The sequence below is a fragment of the Streptomyces sp. NPDC037290 genome (assembly GCF_055603245.1).
This window is the reverse complement of sequence record NZ_JBVJVZ010000002.1, coordinates 391,962-412,769: the sequence shown is the minus strand read 5'-3', so window position 1 is coordinate 412,769 and position 20,808 is coordinate 391,962. Positions and strand designations below refer to the sequence as shown.

The window sequence follows — 20,808 nt, the reverse complement described above, 5'->3', positions numbered from 1 at the left end:
AGGAGGTGACGACCATGGCCACGACCTTCGCCAAGGCCGCCGAGTCGGTCGAGCACGCGGCGCGCATCGAGCACGTCTCGAAGTCCTTCGCGGGCCCCGGTGGACAGCAGCTCGTCCTGGACGACATCAGCCTCGATGTCGCTCCGGGCGAGTTCGTCACCCTCCTGGGGGCCTCGGGCTGCGGCAAGTCCACGCTGCTGAACCTGGTGGCGGGGCTGGACCAGCCCTCCGGCGGCAGCATCACGACCGACGGGCGTCCGGCCCTGATGTTCCAGGAGCACGCCCTGTTCCCGTGGCTGACCGCGGGCAAGAACATCGAACTCGCCCTCAAGCTCGGCGGGGTCGCGAAGAACGAGCGGCGCGGCCGGGCCGAGCAGCTGCTCGAACTCGTACGGCTCCAGGGTGCCTACGGCAAGCGGGTGCACGAGCTGTCCGGTGGTATGCGCCAGCGTGTCGCCATGGCCCGCGCACTGGCCCAGGACAGCCGGCTGCTGCTGATGGACGAGCCGTTCGCCGCACTGGACGCGATCACCCGCGACCTGCTGCACGACGAGCTGACCCGGATCTGGGAGGAGACGGGCCTTTCCGTCCTGTTCGTGACGCACAACGTCCGTGAGGCGGTGCGGCTCGCGCAGCGGGTCGTGCTGCTGTCCTCCCGCCCGGGCCGGGTGGCACGGGAGTGGCAGGTGGAGATTCCCCAGCCGCGGCGCATCGAGGACGCGCCGGTCGCCGAACTGTCCCTCGAGATCACCGAAGTACTGCGTGGGGAGATCCGCCGCCATGGCCAGCACTGACACGACCAAGGCCGTCCTGCGGGACGCCGCGAGCGTCGAGGCGGGCCTGGACGCCCTGGAGGCCGGTGTCGTCGGCCGGCCCTCGTTCCGGCAGACCTTCGGCAGCAAGATCCTGCCCCCGCTGGTCGCCACGGTGGTGGTGCTGGCGGTGTGGCAGGCGCTGATCTCCTTCAAGATCGTCACCGATCCGACGAAGCTGCCGTCCCCCGCGGACGTGGGCAACGAGTTCAAGGACGCCTGGCTGCAGGGCAACCTGCTCGGCTACATCTGGACCAGCGTCTCCCGGGGCCTGCTGGGCTTCCTGTTCGCGCTGGCCATCGGCACCCCGCTGGGGCTGCTGGTGGCCCGGGTGAGGTTCGTGCGCGCCGCGATCGGCCCGGTGCTGTCCGGTCTGCAGTCGCTGCCGTCGGTGGCGTGGGTGCCGCCGGCCGTGATCTGGCTGGGCCTGGACAACTCGATGATGTACGCGGTGATCCTGCTCGGTGCCGTCCCCTCCATCGCCAACGGCCTGGTGTCCGGCATCGACCAGGTGCCGCCGCTGTTCCTGCGCGCCGGCCGCACCATGGGGGCGACGGGGCTGAGGGGCGCCTGGCACATCGTCCTGCCGGCCGCGCTGCCGGGCTATCTGGCGGGCCTGAAGCAGGGCTGGGCCTTCTCCTGGCGTTCGCTGATGGCCGCGGAGATCATCGCCTCCTCGCCCGACCTGGGCATCGGCCTGGGAGCGCTGCTGGAGAACGGGCGCAACGCCAGCTCCATGTCCATGGTGTTCGAGGCGATCTTCCTGATCCTGTTCGTCGGCATCGCCATCGACCTGCTGATCTTCAGCCCGCTGGAGCGGTGGGTGCTGCGCAGCCGCGGCCTGCTGGTGAAGGGCTGACATGCGCGCCCCGGTTCTCCTCGTCATCGCCCATGGCAGCCGCGACCCGCGGCACGCAGCGACCGTGCACGCCCTGGTGGAGCGGGTACGGTCGCTGCGGCCGGGGCTGCGTGTGGAGACCGGCTTCCTGGACTTCAACGTCCCGTCCGTGCAAGGGGTGCTGGACTCCCTGGCGGTGGAGGGCGTGCGTGACGTCGTCGCCCTCCCCCTCCTGCTGACCCGCGCCTTCCACGCCAAGGCGGACATCCCGGCCGTGCTGCGGGAGGCGCCGCCCCGGCTCCGCATCCGCCAGGCGGACGTGCTCGGCCCCTCACCGCTGCTGCTGGCGGCGCTGGAGCGGCGGCTGTACGAGGCGGGGCTGACGCCGGCCGACAAGTCCTCGACCGGGGTCGTACTGGCCTCGGCGGGGTCCTCCGACCCGGAGGCGATCGCAGTGATCGCCGACATCGCGCGGGAGTGGTGGCACACCGGTTGGTGCGCCGTGCGGCCTGCGTTCGCCTCCGCATCCCTTCCCCGCACCGAGGACGCCGTGGCCGAGCTGCGCGCCCTCGGCTGCGAGCGGGTCGCCGTCGCGCCGTACGTCCTGGCCCCCGGCTTCCTGCCGGACCGCATCGCGCGGGGTGCGGCCGGGGCCGACGTGCGGGCGGACGTGCTGGGTCCGGCGCCCGAGGTCGCGCGGGTGCTGCTGGAACGCTACGACGCGGCCTGCCGGCCGGCACTGGCGGCGCTGGGCGCCTGACGGCCCGGCAGACGTCCGCCGGGCTTCCCGTCCTGCGCCGGGCCCCGTGGCGGCGGGGCTCCGGGCGGTTACAGACCGAGCCCGTGCGTGAGGTGCTGGGTGAAGGTGAGGCTGGCGGTGCCGGCCCCCGCGGCGATGGCGACGGTCTCCAGCGCGGTGCGGATCCGGCCCCGGTTGGGCGGCAGGCCGTCCTCGGCGGACAGCGCCAGTTCGGCCTGGATGCTCTCCCCGCACCCGGCCAGTCCCGGATATTCGGCGCGCAGCGCCTCGGTGAGCCGCTCGGCGAGTGCCATGAGGGTGTCGAGGTCGGGTGTGCCGTTCTTGGTGTCGATACGGCCGAAGTCGCCGAAGCTGGCCGGGCCGTTGAGGTTTCCGAAGTTGTAGCTGCTCATGTCCTGTCCTCGTCTGTGGCCCCAACGGGCCTCGCGGAGTGGGGGGTTGGCCCTGTATGGCCGAAGATGCCGGGAGCGCTGACGTTACCCATGTTGTGGGTGTGCGTGCCGCTGAGGACGTGGCGCCGGTTGCTCACCCGCGGCCCTGGCGGCCCGCGGACGCCTTCCAGACGGTGTGCCCCGTGGGTGGCCGGGTCGAATGACGTCCGAAAATCGCCACCCGTCCGGGTGACCGGCGCCCGTTGACCGGGCCCCGCGGACCGGCGTGGAGCGGGGCACGTCGTGGGCGAGATCGCCGCCGAACCGCACGGGGCCGCGCGGCCGCCGGTCGCTCCACCCCCGGCGGCGCCGCCACAGCGCCGATGATGCCCTGCCCGTCACGCCCATACGTCCCCCTCAGGCCGTCAGCGCGCTTCACCCTAGGGACAACCCGGCGGGCTTGTCGCGAGGTTCGGCGAGCACCGGCCCCGGGGGACGTGGACGTGGTAGAGGGGCCGCCGGGTCCGGCGTTCCCCTGTGACGTCGGACCGCGGCGGCTCTCCGTTCTGCGTCGGCCACGGCCCGTGTGTCACTCGGCCGGCGAACTCGGCGGGCTCGAGGGGCGTTTATCGGCCACTGTGCCGGGGGTCAGTCGAAGCGAAGGGCGCCGGTGCGGGTGCGCTTGAGCTCGAAGAGGTCGGGGTGGCGGGCCAGCACCCGGAAGCTGTCGAAGAGTTCGGCCGCCTCGGCGCCGCGCGGTACGGCGCGCAGCACGGGCCCGAACCACACCGTGCCGTCGAGGTGCAGGGTCGGCGTGCCGACGTAGCCGCCCGTGTCCGGCTCGGTGCCGGCCGTGTGGCTGCGGCGCAGCGCGTCGTCGTACGACGGGTCGTGGGCGGCCGCCGACAGGTCGGCGGGCAGTCCGAGTTCGGCCAGCGACTCGGCGATCACCTGGTCGAAGTCCTTGGTGTCCCGCTCGTGGATCCGGGTGCCGAACGCCGTGTACAGGTCGCGCAGCACCTTCTCGCCGTGCCGTTCGGCGGCGGCCACGGCGACCCGCACCGGGCCGATCGAGCGGTCCACCAAGTCCCGGTACCAGTCGGGGAGTTCGTTTCCCGTGTTGTGCAGGTACAGGCTCATCACCCGGAACCGGAGGTCGAGCGGGCGCAGGCGTTCGACCTCCAGCAGCCAGCGGGAGGTGATCCAGGCGAAGGGGCAGGCCGGGTCGAAGAAGAAGTCGATCCGGGTCGGGACGGGCTCGGTGGCGGTGTCGCGGTGCGTCATGACGGTGACGCTAGTCGCCCATTGGTGCGGTGTCCCGCCCCAATCCGCTCTCCTATCACCGGTCCAATTCTTCGAGGCTGCCGAAGGCGAGGGCGAGGACCGGGCGAGCCCGTTCTGCCGGAGGATCGACCGGCGGGAATCGGCCCGGCGCAGGCGACAGTGGCGTGGGGTGCCTCCGTGACCCGCGCCGGCCGTCAGCCGGCCCTCGCCACCGCCTCGTCCGCCAGCCGTGCCAGGTCCGCGACCGGCAGGGACCCCGCGGGCCGGCGCTCGCGCGCGAACCGGTTGGCGAGCCGCTGGAGCAGTTCGTTCAGCGGGGTCGGTACACCGTGCAGCCGGCCCAGCAGGACGATCTCCCCGTTGAGGTAGTCGGCTTCGATGGTGCCGGTGCCCCGGGCGAGGGACTGCCAGGAGGAACCGCCGCCGCGTGGCGGCCAGTCCAGCGGTACGAGGGTGACCTTGTCGCCGCGGGCCGCGCGCTCCTCCTCGGCGCTGGTGTACCCGATCCCGGCAGCGCCGAGGACGGCCTCCCCCTCGGCCCGTACGCGCGCGTACAGTGCCCGGGCGGGCTCGGTGTCGCGGGTTCCGGTCAGCGCCTCGATGGCGTTGCTGAGGTTCGCGAGCAGCTTGGCGTACTGCCAGCGGGCCACGTCGGGCACGACCGGCGCCTCGAAGCGGGCGTCCGCCAGGTCGGCGGCGATCCGCCGGGCGGTGCCGTCGGTGCCGTGCGGAAGGCGGCCGAGGTGCAGGATGCCGGTGAGTGGGCTGCCGGCGGCGGAGACGACGCCGGGCTCCACCAGGGCCGAGGGCAGCCAGACGCAGGCGCCGTACACCTGCCGGAAGCGGCGCAGGGCCAGCCGCCCGCTCTCCACGCCGTTCTGCAGGCAGACGAGCGGCAGACGTTCGGCCGCCGTGCCGCCACCCGCGACGGGCACCTCGGCCCAGGTCTCCAGTGCCGCCACGGTGTCCTGTGTCTTCACGGCGAGGACGAGGACGTCGTCGGCGCGTAGCTCGCCGAGCGGGCCGGGCCCGTCGACGGCGGGCAGCCGGTACGTCAACTCCCCTTCCGGGACGCGTAGTCGCAGCCCCTGCCCGTCCAGTGCCGCCAGGTGCTCGCCGCGTGCCACGAGGACGGTCTCGCGCCCGGCCTGGGCCAGCCGCCCGCCGACGGTCCCACCGACCGCTCCCGCTCCGATGACGATGTAGCGCATGGTCCAGAGCCTCGCACACGTGGACCAGGGACGCGCTGGTCCTTGGCGTTGCCCGCGCTGCTGTGCTCCCTGCTGTGCTCCCGGCTGCGGGAGCGTCACGCTTCCTCGGCGGTCAGCTCGACCAGCTTGAGCACGGTGTTCCAGTTCCGGCTCGTGGCGATCAGCCCCTTGGTCAGGCGCGGGCGGGACAGGGCCTCGGCAAGCTTGGAACGGCCGAGGCCCTCGGGGGCGTACAGGTACAGGCAGCGGTCCCCGAGACGGAACTCCTCGGGGAGGTACGCGCCGGCGTCGATGTCCGCGTAGCGCTCCGGGGCGACCGGTGCGGAGAAGTAGGTGACGTGCAGTTGCTTGGGCTGCAGGTCGGCGGCCGGGAACGGGCAGGCCTCGGCGACCGCTTCGAGATAGGCGTGGTCGCGCACGAGCACGTCGACCGGGAAGCCGAACCGCTCCTCGATCGCGCGGCTCAACTCCGCCGCCAGCGACTCCTCGTCGCCGTGGCCGGCGGTGAACACGGCCTGGCCGCTCTGCAGATGGGTCCGTACGCCGGTGTGGCCGAGGCCGGCCAGCAGCGTGCGCAGCTCGGCCATGGGGAGCTTCTTGGTGCCGCCGACGTTGATTCCGCGCAACAGCGCCGCGTAGGTCGTCATCCGGCCAGCGTAGAGCGGCCGTCGTGCCCCGTGGGGGTGGGCACGACGGCCGGTCCCGCGCGTGGCGGGGTTGCGCGAAACTCTTGCCGATCAGCGGGCACCGGATCAACCTCTACACGCACCTGTGACTTGTTCAACAAAGTTTCGTAATCACAAACCGCCGCGCTGACGGCGGAACGGACAGCCCATGTCCTCCGTGCGCGGCCTGCGGTGCGAGAACCCCGAGACGCGTCCCCGAGAAGTGCACATAGGTGTAAGGGGCCGCTGTCGTCCCCAGCGGTGAGGGACCCGGCGCCGAGTTCACCGGGCAGCACGACGAGAGGTGGGGGGCTGGCTCATACCGTCGAACCGGAGCAAGCGCAGACGTGGCGGCAGGGGGCCGCCACCGCACACGAGGGGGAAGGTCCGGGATGGGGAACAGGGACGTGTGGGTGCGGGGGCTGGCAGCCCGCGCCGGGGGGTGGAGCGCCCGGCACCGCTGGTCGGCCGTCGGCATATGGGTGCTGTTCGTGGTGCTGGCGATGGGACTCGGCTCGGCGGCGGGCCGGGTCGACGTGGACGAGAACAACCAGCTCAAGGGCGAGACCCACACCGCGGCGCGGATCACCGACGATGCGGGGATCAAGCAGCCGGCCGGGGAGACCGTGCTGCTCCAGGCCAGGGACGGTGCCCTGACGGCGAGTTCGGCCGAGTTCCGGGCCGCCGTCGCCGATGTGGTCGAGGCCGTCGAGGGCACCGGGAAGGTCACGGCCGTGACCTCGCCGTACACCACGCACACCATCTCTCGGGACGGCCGCAGCGCGCTGGTCCAGTTCGACATGCGCGGTGACGCCAAGACGGCCGTCGACCGGGTCGAGCCGGTGCTGAACGCCGTCGCCGGGGTACAGAAGGCGCACGGCGGCCTGCGGATCGAGGAGATCGGCGGCGCCAGCATGCAGAAGCAGTACAAGGACGCCTTCGGGGACGACTTCCAGCAGGCCGAGTACTCGGCGGTGCCGGTGGCGCTCGGCATCCTGCTGATCGCCTTCGGGGCGCTCGTGGCGGCGCTGCTGCCGGTGGCCCTCGCGATCACCGCGATCATGGCGACGATGGGTCTGATGGGCATCGTCAGCCATCTGCAGCCGATGAGCGACACCGCCAACTCCGTGATGCTGCTGGTCGGTATGGCCGTGGGCGTCGACTACTGCCTGTTCTACCTGCGCCGCGAGCGCGAGGAGCGGCAGGCCGGGCGGGACGCCGGCACCGCCCTGCGGATCGCCGCCGCCACCAGCGGCCGGGCGGTCATCGTCTCCGGGGTCACGGTGTGCGTGGCGATGGCGGGCATGCTGTTCACCGGGCTCGCCGAGTTCGAGGCGATGGGGCTGGCCTCGCTGATGGTGGTCGCCGTCGCCATGGTCGGGTCGGTGACGGTGCTGCCGGCGCTGCTGTCGCTGCTCGGTGAGCGGGTCGAGAAGGGGCGGCTCCCCTTCCTGGGCCGCGGGCGCCGGAAGCGGGCCTCGGGCGAGGGCAGCCGCTTCTGGACCGCCGTGCTGCGGGGCGTGCTCGCGCGGCCGCTGGTCTGCGTCGTCGTCGCGGCCGGCGCGCTGCTGGCGGTCGCGGCGCCCGCGCTCGGCATGAAAACGCAGCAGCTCACGCTGGACCAGGAGTTCGGCAAGTCGCTGCCGATCGTGCAGACGTACAACCGCGTCAACGACGCCTTCCCGGGCGGCAGCGAGCCGGCCCAGGTCGTCGTCAGGGCCAGGGACATCACCGCCCCGGACGTACGGCAGGCGCTGGCCGACTTCAAGAAGCAGGCGATCGCCTCGGGCGCCTCGCGCGGCCCGGTCGACATCAAGCTGCACGCGGCGCAGAACGTCGCCCTGGTCTCCGTGCCGCTGGTCGGCGGCTCGGACATGGACCAGGCGGTCAAGAGCCTGGACAAGCTGCGCGACGAGGTGCGGCCCGCCACCCTCGGCAGGGTCGACGGCGTGCAGGCGCCCATCACCGGGCAGGTGGCCGGCAACCACGACTTCAACGACCAGCTGCTCGGATCCGTCGTGCCGGTCTTCGCGTTCGTGGTCGTCTTCGCCTTCCTGCTGATGCTGCTGTCCTTCCGCTCGCTGACCGTCGCGATCACGTCGATCGTGCTCAACCTGCTGTCGGTGGGCGCGGCGTACGGCATCCTCGTCGCCGTCTTCCAGCACGGCTGGGGTGCCTCGCTGGTGGGTGCGCAGGGGGTCGGCGCGATCGTGACCTGGCTGCCGCTGTTCCTGTTCGTGATCCTGTTCGGGCTGTCGATGGACTACCACGTGTTCGTCGTCTCCCGGATCCGCGAGGCCCGGATGCGCGGCCGGAGCACGACGGACGCGATCCGGCACGGCGTGGTCACCACGGCCGGCGTCGTCACCAGCGCCGCGGTCATCATGGTCGCCGTGTTCGCGATCTTCGGCACGCTGTCCATGCAGTCCATGAAGCAGATGGGGGTGGGCCTGGCCGCGGCGGTCCTCATCGACGCGACGGTGATCCGGGGGGTGCTGCTGCCGGCCGTGATGGCACTGCTCGGGGAGCGCAACTGGTACCTGCCGAAGTGGCTTCACCGGCTGCCCGACCTGACCCATGACGAGACCCCGGCTGTGGTCGCCTCCCCGCCGGTGCGCACGGACGAGCGGCTTCCGGTCTGATCCGAGCGCCGGACGGGCGCCAGCCCGCCCGCCCGGGCGGTTGAGGCCCTGGGCGGGGGCGGGGGGCTGTTCGCGCGGTTCCCCGCGCCCCCTACTCGCCCGCCCTCCCCGCCAGTTCCGCCTCGATGAGGTCCACCGCCCGCCGGGTCCCGCCCTCCTGGGCCATCTCCGCCTGGACGTCCTTCAGACGGCGCGCCACCTCCACGTCGTCCACCAGGGCGAGCGCGGCCTCACGGAGGCGGTCGGCAGTGGCCTCCTGCGTGTCCAGCCGGCGGGCGACACCGAGGGACCGGAGCACGTCGGCGTTGCCGAACTGGTCGACGGCCTGCGGTACGGCGATCATCGGCGTGGCGGTGGCCAGCCCCTCCTGGCTGCCGCCGGCGCCCGCGTGCGTGACGAACAGGTCGGCCCGCCTGAGAATCGCCAACTGCGGTACCCAGCGGTGTACTTCGACGTTGTCCGGTACGTCGCCCAGCTCAGCGGCAGTCACGTGCCGGCCGACCTGGAGGACCAGGTGCCAGCCGGGCAGGCCACCGAAGGCGCGGATGCACTCCCGGTAGAACGCGGGCTGCTTGGTGAAGGCCGAGCCGAGGGACACCAGTACGACCTTGTCGGCACCGGCGGGCCGCTGCCAGTCGCCCTGGTCGAAGCGGTCGCCCTGGCAGGCGCCGACGAAGCTGTGGACGCGCTCGTCGACCCGGTCGGCGTGCGGTTGCAGCGCCTTCGGGATCAGGACGATGGAGCGGGCCGGGCGACCGGCGAACGGGTCCGGGTGCCGGGTGATCCCGTTCTCCCGCAGCCACGCCTCGAACCGGGCGTAGTACGCCTGCCCGCGCGGTGTCCTCCTCGGCTCGGCCCACATCGGCTCGGCCACCTCCTCCTCGTACCCCTCCCAGGCGACGAGGTTCGGGGAGAGGGAGATCGCCGGGACGCCCCAGCGGTGGGCCAGGACGCGGGCCGGGTAGGAGGCGATGTCGTGCAGCACCAGGTCGGGCTCGTCGCCGGCGTAGGCCTCGACGAGCTGTGGGAGCGCCTGGATCGCGTCGTCGAGGAACGGCTCGACGTTGTCCAGGAGCGTGGTCCCCCAGGCCTCCGGGTCGGCGTCGGGCCCGGGCAGCGTGGAGGTGTAGGGCACGGGCCGGGCTCCGGTGGCGGCCACCTTCTCGGCGAACGCCGGGGGTATGGCGTACGTGACCCGGTGGCCACGGGCCACGAGTTCGCGGATCACCTCCAGGCTGGGGTTCACGTGGCCGTGCAGGGCGATGGAGAACATGGCGATGTGGGCGGGAGCGGTCATGACGCCGACCGTAGGCGAGACGAGACGTCTCGTTCAATTTCTTTTCCCGCCCGGTACGAGGCCTCCCCCGCTCAGCGCTGATAGCGGGCCAGGACCGGGTTGCCGTCCTTCTCCAGGCGTCTGCGCAGTTCGGCGAGGCCGATCGCGCCGCTGTAGTACTCCTGGTAGGCCGGGGTCGCCACCTTGTCCTTCCACTCGGGGTAACCGCGGACGGACCGGGCGGGCGCCGGGCGGAGACGGGACGCCAACGCCGTGCCGGTCGACCAGCCGTTCTCCGTGGTGTGCAGGGCGGGGTCCCTCAGTGCCTGGGTGCCGGTGGGCAGCATCCAGTCGCCGAGCGCGAGGCGGACCATGTTCTCCGGGCGGAGCAGGAAGTCGATGAACGCGGCGGCCTCCTTCTTGTGCGGACAGTCCGCGGAGACGGACAGGGTCTGCGGGCTGACCCCCTGGGTGAGCCCGGCGGCACCGGCGGGGGCGGGCAGCACCTCCCAGCGGAAGCCCTTCGGCGCCTGGTGCACGATCTGCTGGCGGTAGGAGAAGCCCAGCGGGACCATCGCGTACCGGCCGCCGAAGAGACCGGGCAGGGTGTCCGCACCGCCGCTGCCGAGCGTCGAGGCGGGGGCGCTGTGGTCGACGGCGACCTGGTCGTGGACCGTGCGGGGTACGACCGCGTCGCCGGAGGTGAAGCGCACGGTCACCTTGCCGTCCGCGCCCCGGTGGAACAGCGAGCCGCCCGCCGACAGGGAGAGGTTGAGCGTGGCGGACACGGGTTCCTTCAGCGGCCAGGCCACGCCGTACGTGCCGGGCCCGCTGAGGCTCTTCGTCACCCGCCGGAACTCCGGCCAGGTCCAGGGGTGTTCGGGCGTCGGGGTGCGTACTCTCGCCGAGCGCAGCCAGGTGGTGTTGGCGATCAGCACTCTGGGTTCCTGGAGGAACGGCACGCCGTAGATGCCGTGCCCGAAGGTGGCCGTGTCCCAACTGGCCTCGCGTATGTCCGACTTCAGGCGGGCCGGCAGCAGATCGGTCAGGTCGGCGAGATGGCCGCCGTACGCGAAGTCGGCCAGGTCGTCGGAGGCGTCGTGGATGATGTCCGGTGCCTCGCCGCCCTCGAAGGAGGTGAGCAACTGGTCGTGGACGCTGTCCCAGCTGCCCTGGACGTACTCGACCCTGACGTCCGGGTGCGTCGCGTTCCACTCCTTCACCAGGGCCTTGTTGGCGGCGACGGACTGCTGCTGCCAGGCGAGGGACTGGAAGCGCAGGGTGATCGGGCCGCTCGCGCCGTGGCCCGGTGACGAGCAGCCCGCCAGAAGCAGCAGGACGGCGAGGAGTGCGAGGGTCGCGCGGTTCTTCATCAGCTCTTCACCGCCCCGGCGAGCAGTCCGGCCGTGATCCGCCGCTGGAGGAGGGCGAAGACGGCCAGGGAGGGAAGTGTGGCGAGGAACGCGGAGGCGGCCAGCGGACCGAGGTCGGCCACGCCCTCCGCCCCGATGAAGTGGGTGAGGACGACCGGCAGGGTCTGCTTGCCGGGACTCTTGAGCAGCACCAGCGCGAAGAAGAACTCGTTCCACGCGGTGACGAACGCGAACAGCGCCGTCGCCGCGATGCCCGGCGCGAGCAGCGGCGCCGTCACCGACACGAGAGTCCTGAGCCGTCCGGCACCGTCCACGGCGGCCGCCTCCTCCAGTTCGGCGGGCACCGCCCGCACATGGCCGACGAGCATCCACAGCGCGAACGGCAGGGCCCACACGACGTAGACCACCACCAGCCCGGCCAGCGAGTCCACGAGTCGCAGGTTCTTCAGCACCAGGAACAGCGGGATGATCACCAGCACGAAGGGGAAGGCCTGGCTGACCACCACCCAGCCCGTGGCGGCCCGGGCCAGGCGGGTGCGGTGCCGGGCCAGGGCGTACGCCATCGGGGTCGCGAGCAGTACGGCGACGACGGCCGTCGCGAGCGCCACCAGCAGGGAGTTGAGGGCGGCGTGCGCGAGCGGCTGCTCCCGGAAGGCCTGCCGGACGTTGGCCAGGGTGGGATGCCGCGGGATCCACGCCGGATGCAGGCTGCCCAGCTCGCGTGGGGACTTCAGGGCCGTGGAGAGCAGCCACAGCAGCGGGAAGGCCAGGAAGAGCAGATAGCCGAGCAGGGCGGCGTACTGTCCGGCGCGTGCCGTGCGACGGGTCCTCATGCGTCCGCACCTCCGCGCAGCCGGCCGGCCAGGAACACCGCGAGCAGCACCGACACGACCGCGACGAGCGCACATCCCATGGCGGCCGCATAGCCGAACTGGCCGTAGCGGAACGCCTCTTCGTAGGCGAACAGTGACGGCAGCCGGGTCTTGCCGCCGGGGCCGCCGTTGGTGAGGACGTAGACCAGGGCGAAGGAGTTGAGGTTCCAGATGAGGTTGAGGGCGGTGATGGCGAGGACCACCGGTCTGAGCGTGGGCCAGGTGACCGCGCGGAAGCGGCGCCAGGCGCCGGCGCCGTCGACCGCGGCGGCCTCGTGCAGTTCGCGCGGGACGTTCTGCAGGCCGGCGAGCAGGGCGACCGTGGTCTGCGGCAGGCCTGCCCAGACGCCGACGACGATCACCGCGGGCAGGGCGTCGGCCAGGCTGCCGAGCCAGTCGCGGCCGGCGCCGAGGCCGAGGTCGCGCAGGGTCTCGTTGAGGATGCCCGCGTCCGGGTCGTAGACCAGGCGCCACATGATGCCGACGACGACCTCGGGCATCGCCCACGGCACGATCGCGAGGGCGCGGGCCAGCCCGCGCAGTCGCAGGTCCTGGGAGAGGAGCAGGGCGAGACCGAGCGCCAGCAGGAACTGGGGCACCGTCACACCGGCCGCCCAGACCAGGCCGATCCGGAACGATTCCCAGAACAGCGTGTCGTGCAGCAGGTCCCGGAAGTTGAGGGCGCCGATCCAGCGGGTGGCCCGGGTGCGGCCGGACTGTGCGTCGGTGAACGCGAGCAGGACGCCGTAGAGCAGCGGGCCCGCACTGAGCAGGAGGATCGGGATCAGGGCGGGCAGGACGAGGAACCAGGCGCCCTGCCCGGCGGCACGGCGGCCGGCCGGCCGCCGCACGTCGGCCACTGACGTCACGTGATCAGCCCCCTTTGCCCGCACCGCTTGGCGTGTTCATGTTCGTAAAGGCCCGATATCCCGTCAAGGGACCGCGCACACCGCCCGACCTGTACGAATGCGAGACTGGCCGGGTACGGCACACGCACCACGGCTGGACGGCACGGAGGCGGCACGATGGACGAGGCACGGGCTCGGGACGTACTGGCCGCGGCGGGAGTGCTGCCGGGCCCGGCACGGGACGCGGCTCTCCTCGCCCTCGGCGAGAACGCGGTGTTCGCCGCCGGCGACCTGGTGGTGAAAGTGGGCCGCGACGCCGAGCTGCTCGGGCGGGCCCGGCGCGAGCTGGACATCGCCCGCTGGCTGGCCGCGGCGGGCGTGCCGGCGGTCCGGGCGGCCGAGCCGGAGCCGCGGCTGGTGGAGGGCCATCCGGTGACCGTGTGGCACCGGCTGCCCGAGCCCGTACGTCCCGCCGAGCCCGGTGACCTGGCTCGGCTGCTGCGGATCGTGCACGCACTCCCCTCTCCTCCTTTCGCGTTGCCGCCCCGGGAGCTGCTGGGCGGCGTGGAACGGTGGCTGCGGCTCGCGGGCGACGCGGTCGACCCGGAGGACGCGGCCTATCTGCGTGCGCGCAGGGACGGTTTCGCGGCGGCCGCAGCGGCGCTGACGCCCCGTCTGCCGCGGGGGCCGATCCATGGCGACGCGCTGCCCCGCAATGTGCACGTCGGACCGGACGGGCCGGTCCTGGTGGACCTGGAGACCTTCTCCGCGGACCTGCGCGAGCACGACCTGGTGGTCATGGCGCTCTCCCGCGACCGGTACGGCCTGCCGGCCGAGGCGTACGGGTCGTTCGTCGAGGCGTACGGGTGGGATGTGCGGGAGTGGGAGGGCTGTGCGGTGCTGCGGGGCGCCCGGGAGACGGCCAGCTGTGCGTGGGTGGCCCAGCACGCGCCGAGCAGTCCGAAGGCACTGGCCGAGTTCCGGCGGAGGGTGCGGTCGCTGCGGGACGGGGACGAGACGGTGCGGTGGTACCCGTTCTGACCGTGCTCCGGCGTCCCCGGGCGCTCGTCGTGGGTACCGAGGTCGTCCGGTAGCGGCTACGCCGGCTGGCTTTCGGTCAGCTCCCGCAGCGGCCAGGCCCCGTCCACCACGGCCCCCGCCTCCCCCTTGCGGCGCAGGAACGCCTGGAAGTCCGCCGCCCACTCCGCGTACCACCCGATCTGACTGCTGTGCAGTTCGGCCGGGGACAGGGATGCGATCTTCGTGTGGCGGTCGGCTATCGCGGAGGCGAGCCGCGCCGCGGCGAGGGCGTCGGCCGGGGCGGTGTGGGCCGCGCCCAGGGATATGCCGTACTCGGCGCAGACGGCTTCCAGGTTGCGCTTGCCTCGGCGGTAGCGGTCCACCCAGCGGTCGATGGTGTAGGGGTCGATGACAGGGGCGGGCGGGACCCCGCCCAGGCGGTCGGCGAGGGACGGCAGGCCGTGGCGGCGCAGCTCGGCGGAGAGCAGGGTGAGGTCGAAGGCGGCGTTGTAGGCCACGACCGGGACGCCCGTCTTCCAGTACGCCGCGAGGACGTCGGCGATGGAGCCGGCCACCCGGTCGGCGGGGTGACCCTCGGCCGTCGCCCGTTCGTTGCTGATGCCGTGCACCGCCACCGCGTCGGCCGGGATCTCCACGCCCGGATCGGCCAGCCACTCCCTGTGGCCCACGGGCTCACCGGCCCTGACCTCGATCACCGCGCCGGTGACGATGCGCGCCTCGCGTGGATCGGTCCCGGTCGTCTCCAGGTCGAAGCCGATCAGCAGCTCCCGGTGCCAGCCCATGGCGGCCCCCCTTCTTGGTGGTGCTTTCCCCCAGTGGCCTCCACCATCGCACGGGGCACTGACAATCCGAGGAGCGCGTTCCGCTTGCCGCCAGGGACCGTTCAGGACACCGGGCGCGAATCCGCCCAAGCCAGTTCGAACTCCTCACGGTATGTCGGGAAGAGTCCCGCTTCGCCCACGTCGTCCGACTTGACCATCCTGCTGCCGTTGCGCAGCACCAGTACCGGCGACTCCATCCCGCGTGCCCCCCTCAGATAGGACTGCACCACGGCGATGCCGTCGGCGCCGTCGCCGTCCACGAGGTAGGCGGTGAAGCGCGGTGTCTCGTCGTAGACCTGGATCTCGAAGGCGCCCGGGTCGCGCAGCCGGGAGCGGACCCGGCGCATGTGCAGGATGTTCATCTCGACCGAGCGGCTCAGTTCGCCCCGTTTCATCCCGAGTTCGCGTTCACGGCGCTTGACCGAGCTGGAGGCCGGGTTGAGGAAGAGCAGCCGTACCCGGCAGCCGGACTCGGCGAGCCGGACCAGGCGGCGGCCGGAGAAGTTCTGCACCAGCAGGTTGAGGCCGATGCCGATCGCGTCGAGGCGGCGGGCGCCACCGAAGAGGTCCTCGGCCGGGAACTGGCGCATGAGCCGCACCCGGTCCGCGTGGACCGCCACGACGTCCGCGTACCGGTCGCCGACCAGGTCCTCGACCGCGTCCACCGGCAGCCGGCGTGCCGAGGGCACGTCACCGCCGGCGCCGAGCATCTCCAGCAGCCGGGCCGAGGCACGCTCGGCCTGGTTCAGGACCGCCTCGGACAGTGCCCGGTTGCGGGAGACGACGTTGCGGGTCACCTCCAGCTCGTCGAGGGCGAGTTCGAGGTCGCGGCGCTCGTCGAAGTACGGCTCGAAGCACGGCCAGTGCTGCACCATCAGCTCACGCAGCTGGGGCAGGGTGAGGAAGCTGAGCACGTTGTCGTCGGCCGGGTCGAGAAGATAGCCCTTGCGGCGGCTGACCTCCCGCACGGCGACCGCGCGCTGCACCCACTCCTGTCCGGCCGGCCCGGCCGCGGCGACCACCCAGTCGTCCGCGTGGACGGGTTCGTAGATGGGCCGCAGCACGGCGGCCACGACAGCGCGCAGGCGCTGTTCGACGAGGTTCAGCCAGATGTAGGCCCGGCCGGCCCGCTGGGCGCGGGTGCGCACCTCGTGCCAGGCGTCGGCGTCCCAGTCCAGCTCCGGCCCGATGGATCCCGCGTCCATCGGGCGGGCCAGGGACACCGCGCCGGGCGGGACGTCTGCGGAGTTCCCCTCGTGACCCTCGTCACCAGGGGGCAGCTCCAGCCCTCCCGAGCCCACCCGTGCACCGCCTTCCGCTCCCCCGGGCCTCTCCCCGTCTCAACGATCAAGGAAGGGTACTCCGGGAGCGGTCGGCGGTGCAGCCGGATGGACAGGTCGGTTTCTCAACTATCACGACCTACATGCCCGTTGATGTCGGTGAGGCCGGACGGAGTGAGCGGATTCATAGCCGTCACGTCGCGCGGGGCGATGGAGAAGCCCTGCCAGTGGACCGGCATCGGCTGCTGGTCCTCGTCGCGGACGATGTGGTGGAAGCCCACGTTCACCCAGACCACGGGGTGGGTGAGGCGCTGCCCGTTGACCCAGCCGTCCACGGACCTGGGGTGCCCGCCACCGCAGGCGGGCAGGTTGCCACTGGCGTACTGCTCGCACTTATTGTACTCGGTGAAGTACACGTCGTGCTTGGTGAAGGGGCGGCCCAGGTACTTGGTGGTGGGGCCGGGGACGAGCTCGTACGAGCGGGCGTGCCCGTCCTTGTTCCTGCCCGTCCCGCTGACGACCCGCCACCAGCGCATGTTCTGGGCGTCACCCGCGAGTTCCCTGGTGACCTTCGTGAGCGTGGTCCGGTTGGTGGGGCCCCGGCCGCCGGCCGGCGCGCTGACCTTCGAGTCGTACTGCTCGATCCGGGTCCTGGAGGAGCCGTCGAGGCCGAAGTCGAGCCGCCAGAAGACGTTGTGGCTGTGGCTGTCGGCGTAGTCGTGGGCGCCCTTGCCGATGGGCCAGCCGCGGCCGTCACCGGCGTCGTAGTCGTCGGGGGCGAGACTGCCGGTCGCGCCGGCGTTCATGCTGATCGTGCCGTCGTCCTGGAAGCGCCACTCGGTGATGTACTCGTACCAGCTCACCTTGTTGACGGTGTAGAGCAGCAGGTCCTTGCCCTGGGCCTGGTAGACCTTGCCGCTCGTCTCGGACTGCATGTGGTAGGCGTGGCCCCGGGAACCGGTCGTGACGCACAGGCCCTTGACGTTCGGGGAGTCGGAGTACAGCGGCTCACGGACCTTGACGGTCTTGATGGTGCCGCCGGGACACTCGGCGGGCCCCAGGTTCAGCAGGCCGTCGCCGAAGCGGTAGTCCGTCACGTCGTTGTACTCGTCCTTGCCGTCGTCGTACGGCACGTGGATCTGGGCGATCCTGGCGCTGTTGAGGACCTTGACCGGCTGGGGCTCGCCGGGCGGCTGGTAGGAGACGTCGCCCAGGACGATCCCGGACGTGCTGTTGAAGCGCCAGCACATCCGCCAGGTCGTGCCGGTGGAGAGCTTCTGTTCGATGCGGTAGGCCGCGCTGCAGCCGGGGGCCGGCGCCGCCGCCGGCCGCGGTGGGGCGGCGGCGGGTCCCGCGCCGGTCGTCGCGCCGGCGGCCAGCACGGCCAGGGACAGGCCGACGGCCGCCCGCCCGCGCAGACGGCCTATTCGGTTGACGCGCATGAAGAGGTGACTCCTTTGCAGGAGGTGCATGGATGGGAAGGCGACCGCGGGCCGGCTCAGCCGAGCGCGAGAACCCGGTGGTCACTCAGGTCGATCACGAACTTGCGCGCATCGATCCAGGGCCCGTTCCGCACCTTCGGGAACAGCCGGGTGCAGCGGTGCGCGCCGCACTTGTCGACCGAGGCCGGCCCACCCGGGGCGGCCCGGTACACCATGCTGCTGAGCTGCAACTGGTCCGGAGAGGTGAGCTGTTGCCCGGTGGCGTCCTTGTAGTCCGCCTTCAGTCCCGCGCCCGGCGGGGCGGCGATCAGCAATCTGGCGGCCTCGGTCTGCTCGGCGAGGCTCAGCGGCGGCTGGACGCCGTGCTGTGCGGCGGTGTGCTCGACCTTTCCCGTGTCGAGGTCGACGGTCCTGGTGACGAGCGTGTCGTCCCGGTAGTCGTAGAGCGTCACATCGGCCCGCCGGGGCGCGTTCGCGGCGTCGGCCTCGTCGGCCTCCGGCTCGGCGAGCTCGACGTCGAGCCGCTGCGGGCCGCGCGCGCCGGTGACGTTCTCGCCGGAGTCGGACAGCTGCCGGCTCACCGCCAGCTTCTCGGCCCGCGCGATCTCGTCGTCGGTCAGCGGGTCGAGGCCCCTGCCCTTGGCGCCCTCGGACGGAGCCCCTTCGACGACGGCGGGCCGGATCGCGTCCGGACCCTGCCCGGACCGCGTCCCACCGCCCCGCGCACCTCCCGACGCGTCCGCCCCCGCCGTGCCCGGCAGGGTGATCGCGACCATCGCGGCGGTCCCCACCGTCGCGAGGGCGGCTCCTGCCACTAACTTCCCCAGATGCCGGTGCACCGACTCACGCACATTTCCCCCTGCTCCCCGTGGTCCACGGGAGTACGTGTTGCCCCACTGGTTCGGCACACGGCGGGTACGCGAGCCGTCGTGTGCGCTGGTCGGTGGGTAAGAGGGACGCAAGAGGCAGGAGGTTCCCTCACTTTCGGGAGACTCGGGGGCCAACGCGCCCCCGGCGCGACGGCACACCTGGGAGAGTCGTATCCATGCAGGTCTGGCCTGGAGAGGCGTATCCGCTCGGCGCCACCTACGACGGCGCCGGAACCAACTTCGCGGTCTTCACGGAGGCCGCGGACCGAGTAGAGCTGTGTCTGCTGCACGACGACGGCTCGGAGACGGCGGTGGAACTGCGCGAGAGCGACGCGTTCGTGCGGCACGCGTACCTGCCGGGCGTGATGCCGGGACAGCGGTACGGGTTCCGGGTGCACGGCCCGTACGAGCCCGGGCGCGGGCTGCGCTGCAACTCCGCGAAGCTGCTGCTCGACCCGTACGCGAAGGCGATCAGCGGCGCGATCCGCTGGGGCGAGGAGGTCTACGGCTACCACTTCGACGCACCGGACAGCCGCAACGACCTGGACTCGGCGCCGCACACCATGGCCTCGGTGGTGATCAACCCGTACTTCGACTGGGGCGACGACCGGCGGCCACGCACCGAGTACCACCGCACGGTGATCTACGAGGCCCACGTCAAGGGCCTGAGCATGCGCCACCCGGGGCTGCCGGATGAACTGCGCGGCACGTACGCGGCGCTCGCGCACCCGGCGCTCATCGAACACCTGACCAAGCTCGGCGTCACGGCCCTGGAGCTGATGCCCGTGCACCAGTTCGTGAACGACCACCGGCTGGCCGACATGGAGCTGAGCAACTACTGGGGCTACAACACCATCGGCTTCTTCGCCCCGCACAACGCGTACGCCTCCTGGGGCGACCGCGGCCAGCAGGTGCTGGAGTTCAAGTCGGCGGTCCGGGCGCTGCACGAGGCCGGTATCGAGGTCATCCTGGACGTCGTCTACAACCACACGGCCGAGGGCAACCATCTGGGCCCGACGCTGTCCTTCAAGGGCATCGACAACCCGTCGTACTACCGGCTCGCCCACGATCCCCGCTACTACATGGACACCACGGGCACCGGGAACTCGCTGCTCATGCGGTCCCCGCACGTGCTCCAGCTGATCATGGACTCCCTGCGGTACTGGGTCACCGAGATGCACGTCGACGGCTTCCGCTTCGACCTCGCGGCGACACTCGCCCGGCAGTTCCACGAGGTGGACCGGCTGTCGTCGTTCTTCGACCTGGTGCAGCAGGACCCGGTGGTCTCGCAGGTGAAGCTGATCGCCGAGCCGTGGGACGTGGGCGAGGGAGGCTACCAGGTGGGCAACTTCCCGCCGCTGTGGACCGAGTGGAACGGCAAGTACCGCGACACGGTGCGCGACATGTGGCGGGGCGAACCGCGGGCGCTCGCGGAGTTCGCCTCCCGGCTGACCGGCTCCTCGGACCTCTACCAGATCGACGGCCGCCGCCCGCTGGCCTCGATCAACTTCGTCACCTGCCACGACGGCTTCACGCTGCACGACCTCGTCTCGTACAACGACAAGCACAACACGGCCAACGGCGAGGACAACCGGGACGGCGAGAGCCACAACCGGTCCTGGAACTGCGGAACGGAGGGGGAGACCGACGACCCCGACGTGCTCCGGCTGCGCGCCCGCCAGATGCGCAACTTCCTGGCCACGCTGATGCTGTCCCAGGGCGTGCCGATGATCAGCCACGGGGACGAGTTCGCCCGCACCCAGCGCGGCAACAACAACGCCTACTGCCAGGACAACGAGATCTCCTGGGTGGAGTGGCCGGAGTCCCTGGAGGGCGACCTGCTGGAGTTCGTCCGCGCGATGGTGTGGCTGCGCCGTGACCACCCCGTCTTCCGCCGGCGCCGCTTCTTCCACGGCCGGCCCGTCGAGGGCACTCATGACGAGCTGTCCGACATCGCGTGGTTCACCCCGGAGGGCGCCGAGATGACCCAGCGGGACTGGGACTCGGCGCGGGCGTCCGCGCTGGCGGTGTTCCTGAACGGCAACGCGATCTCCGAGCCGGGTCCGCGCGGGGAGCGCATCACCGACGACTCGTTCCTGCTGATGTTCAACGCCTCCCCGGCGCCGCTGGACTTCCTGGTGCCGGTCGACCACGGCCGGCAGTGGCAGGTGGTCGTCGACACGGCCCGTCCGGACGGGGTGCCGCCGGGGTCCGGCGCGAAGGTCGGTGCGGGCGACCGGATCACCCTGCCCGACCGCAGCATGACGGTCCTGCAGCGGCCGACGTAGGGCCGGGCGAGCCGGTGCCGGCAGCCCCCTGGCGGGGCTCCCGGTCCGGCACGCGCGCGTGGAGGCGGCTTCGGGGTCCGGTCCCCGCCGCCCACCGGCCGCCGCCCGTCGCGCG

General features: G+C 72.0%; 17 protein-coding genes and 1 pseudogene. 6 read left to right on the top strand and 12 right to left on the bottom strand.

Annotated features, from left to right (window positions below; genetic code table 11):
* Positions 1 to 14: 14 nt before the first annotated feature.
* Genes ACZ7HQ_RS07550 through ACZ7HQ_RS07540 form a run of 3 tightly spaced genes read left to right on the top strand, consistent with a single transcriptional unit; the run spans position 15 to position 2,410 of the window.
* Positions 15 to 794 (top strand): ABC transporter ATP-binding protein, encoded by a 780-nt coding sequence (locus ACZ7HQ_RS07550; RefSeq protein WP_470986037.1) that lies wholly within the window; start codon positions 15 to 17, stop codon positions 792 to 794.
* Positions 781 to 1,671, top strand: coding sequence for an ABC transporter permease (locus tag ACZ7HQ_RS07545; RefSeq protein WP_470986035.1), 891 nt, complete (start codon positions 781 to 783; stop codon positions 1,669 to 1,671). Before ACZ7HQ_RS07550 ends, ACZ7HQ_RS07545 begins: the two co-directional genes overlap by 14 nt.
* Position 1,672: 1 nt before the next feature.
* Positions 1,673 to 2,410, top strand: a complete 738-nt coding sequence (locus ACZ7HQ_RS07540) for a sirohydrochlorin chelatase (protein ID WP_470986033.1) — start codon at positions 1,673 to 1,675, stop codon at positions 2,408 to 2,410.
* A 68-nt stretch (positions 2,411 to 2,478) separates the two neighbouring features.
* On the opposite strand, the gene ACZ7HQ_RS07535 is transcribed toward ACZ7HQ_RS07540, so the two are convergent.
* The 4 genes from ACZ7HQ_RS07535 to ACZ7HQ_RS07520 all read right to left on the bottom strand — a co-directional run bounded on the left by ACZ7HQ_RS07535 (position 2,479) and on the right by ACZ7HQ_RS07520 (position 5,923).
* Positions 2,479 to 2,802, bottom strand: coding sequence for a hypothetical protein (locus ACZ7HQ_RS07535; protein ID WP_470986030.1), 324 nt, complete (start codon positions 2,800 to 2,802; stop codon positions 2,479 to 2,481).
* A gap of 627 nt (positions 2,803 to 3,429) precedes the next feature.
* Positions 3,430 to 4,065 carry a mycothiol-dependent nitroreductase Rv2466c family protein gene (locus ACZ7HQ_RS07530; RefSeq protein WP_470986027.1) on the bottom strand — a complete coding sequence of 212 codons (636 nt, stop codon included), beginning with the start codon at positions 4,063 to 4,065 and terminating at the stop codon, positions 3,430 to 3,432.
* A gap of 194 nt (positions 4,066 to 4,259) precedes the next feature.
* Positions 4,260 to 5,276, bottom strand: a complete 1,017-nt coding sequence (locus tag ACZ7HQ_RS07525; RefSeq protein WP_470986024.1) for a ketopantoate reductase family protein — start codon at positions 5,274 to 5,276, stop codon at positions 4,260 to 4,262.
* Positions 5,277 to 5,371: 95 nt separating this feature from the next.
* The gene (locus tag ACZ7HQ_RS07520; RefSeq protein WP_470986021.1) at positions 5,372 to 5,923 is read right to left on the bottom strand and encodes a DUF1697 domain-containing protein; all 552 of its coding nucleotides are present in this window, start codon (positions 5,921 to 5,923) and stop codon (positions 5,372 to 5,374) included.
* A gap of 410 nt (positions 5,924 to 6,333) precedes the next feature.
* On the opposite strand from ACZ7HQ_RS07520, the gene ACZ7HQ_RS07515 reads away from it, so the two are divergent.
* The gene (locus ACZ7HQ_RS07515; RefSeq protein WP_470986018.1) at positions 6,334 to 8,583 is read left to right on the top strand and encodes an MMPL family transporter; all 2,250 of its coding nucleotides are present in this window, start codon (positions 6,334 to 6,336) and stop codon (positions 8,581 to 8,583) included.
* 91 nt (positions 8,584 to 8,674) lie between these two features.
* On the opposite strand, the pseudogene mgt reads toward ACZ7HQ_RS07515, so the two are convergent.
* From mgt to ACZ7HQ_RS07495, 4 genes and pseudogenes are all read right to left on the bottom strand, one after another.
* Positions 8,675 to 9,962: pseudogene (gene mgt, locus ACZ7HQ_RS07510) on the bottom strand (macrolide-inactivating glycosyltransferase).
* Positions 9,952 to 11,232 (bottom strand): ABC transporter substrate-binding protein, encoded by a 1,281-nt coding sequence (locus tag ACZ7HQ_RS07505; protein ID WP_470986016.1) that lies wholly within the window; start codon positions 11,230 to 11,232, stop codon positions 9,952 to 9,954. Before ACZ7HQ_RS07505 ends, mgt begins: the two are co-directional and overlap by 11 nt.
* Positions 11,232 to 12,065 carry a carbohydrate ABC transporter permease gene (locus ACZ7HQ_RS07500; RefSeq protein WP_470986013.1) on the bottom strand — a complete coding sequence of 278 codons (834 nt, stop codon included), beginning with the start codon at positions 12,063 to 12,065 and terminating at the stop codon, positions 11,232 to 11,234. The genes ACZ7HQ_RS07505 and ACZ7HQ_RS07500 overlap by 1 nt, the downstream gene beginning before the upstream one ends.
* Positions 12,062 to 12,973, bottom strand: a complete 912-nt coding sequence (locus ACZ7HQ_RS07495) for a carbohydrate ABC transporter permease (RefSeq protein ID WP_470986011.1) — start codon at positions 12,971 to 12,973, stop codon at positions 12,062 to 12,064. Before ACZ7HQ_RS07495 ends, ACZ7HQ_RS07500 begins: the two co-directional genes overlap by 4 nt.
* A 156-nt stretch (positions 12,974 to 13,129) precedes the next feature.
* Here ACZ7HQ_RS07495 and ACZ7HQ_RS07490 point away from each other — a divergent pair, with 156 nt between their 5' ends.
* Positions 13,130 to 13,993, top strand: coding sequence for a phosphotransferase enzyme family protein (locus ACZ7HQ_RS07490; RefSeq protein ID WP_470986009.1), 864 nt, complete (start codon positions 13,130 to 13,132; stop codon positions 13,991 to 13,993).
* Positions 13,994 to 14,049: 56 nt separating this feature from the next.
* Here ACZ7HQ_RS07490 and ACZ7HQ_RS07485 read toward each other — a convergent pair whose 3' ends face one another.
* From ACZ7HQ_RS07485 to ACZ7HQ_RS07470, 4 genes are all read right to left on the bottom strand, one after another.
* Positions 14,050 to 14,775, bottom strand: coding sequence for an exonuclease domain-containing protein (locus tag ACZ7HQ_RS07485; RefSeq protein WP_470986006.1), 726 nt, complete (start codon positions 14,773 to 14,775; stop codon positions 14,050 to 14,052).
* 101 nt (positions 14,776 to 14,876) lie between these two features.
* On the bottom strand, positions 14,877 to 16,115 hold the full coding sequence (locus ACZ7HQ_RS07480; protein ID WP_470986003.1) for an SAV2148 family HEPN domain-containing protein: 1,239 nt from the start codon (positions 16,113 to 16,115) through the stop codon (positions 14,877 to 14,879).
* A 104-nt stretch (positions 16,116 to 16,219) separates the two neighbouring features.
* The gene (locus ACZ7HQ_RS07475; protein ID WP_470986000.1) at positions 16,220 to 17,536 is read right to left on the bottom strand and encodes a copper amine oxidase; all 1,317 of its coding nucleotides are present in this window, start codon (positions 17,534 to 17,536) and stop codon (positions 16,220 to 16,222) included.
* A gap of 56 nt (positions 17,537 to 17,592) precedes the next feature.
* Positions 17,593 to 18,387 (bottom strand): Tat pathway signal sequence domain protein, encoded by a 795-nt coding sequence (locus ACZ7HQ_RS07470; RefSeq protein ID WP_470985998.1) that lies wholly within the window; start codon positions 18,385 to 18,387, stop codon positions 17,593 to 17,595.
* 194 nt (positions 18,388 to 18,581) lie between these two features.
* Here ACZ7HQ_RS07470 and glgX point away from each other — a divergent pair, with 194 nt between their 5' ends.
* Positions 18,582 to 20,693, top strand: a complete 2,112-nt coding sequence (gene glgX, locus ACZ7HQ_RS07465) for a glycogen debranching protein GlgX (RefSeq protein ID WP_470985996.1) — start codon at positions 18,582 to 18,584, stop codon at positions 20,691 to 20,693.
* The last annotated feature ends 115 nt before the right edge of the window (positions 20,694 to 20,808 follow it).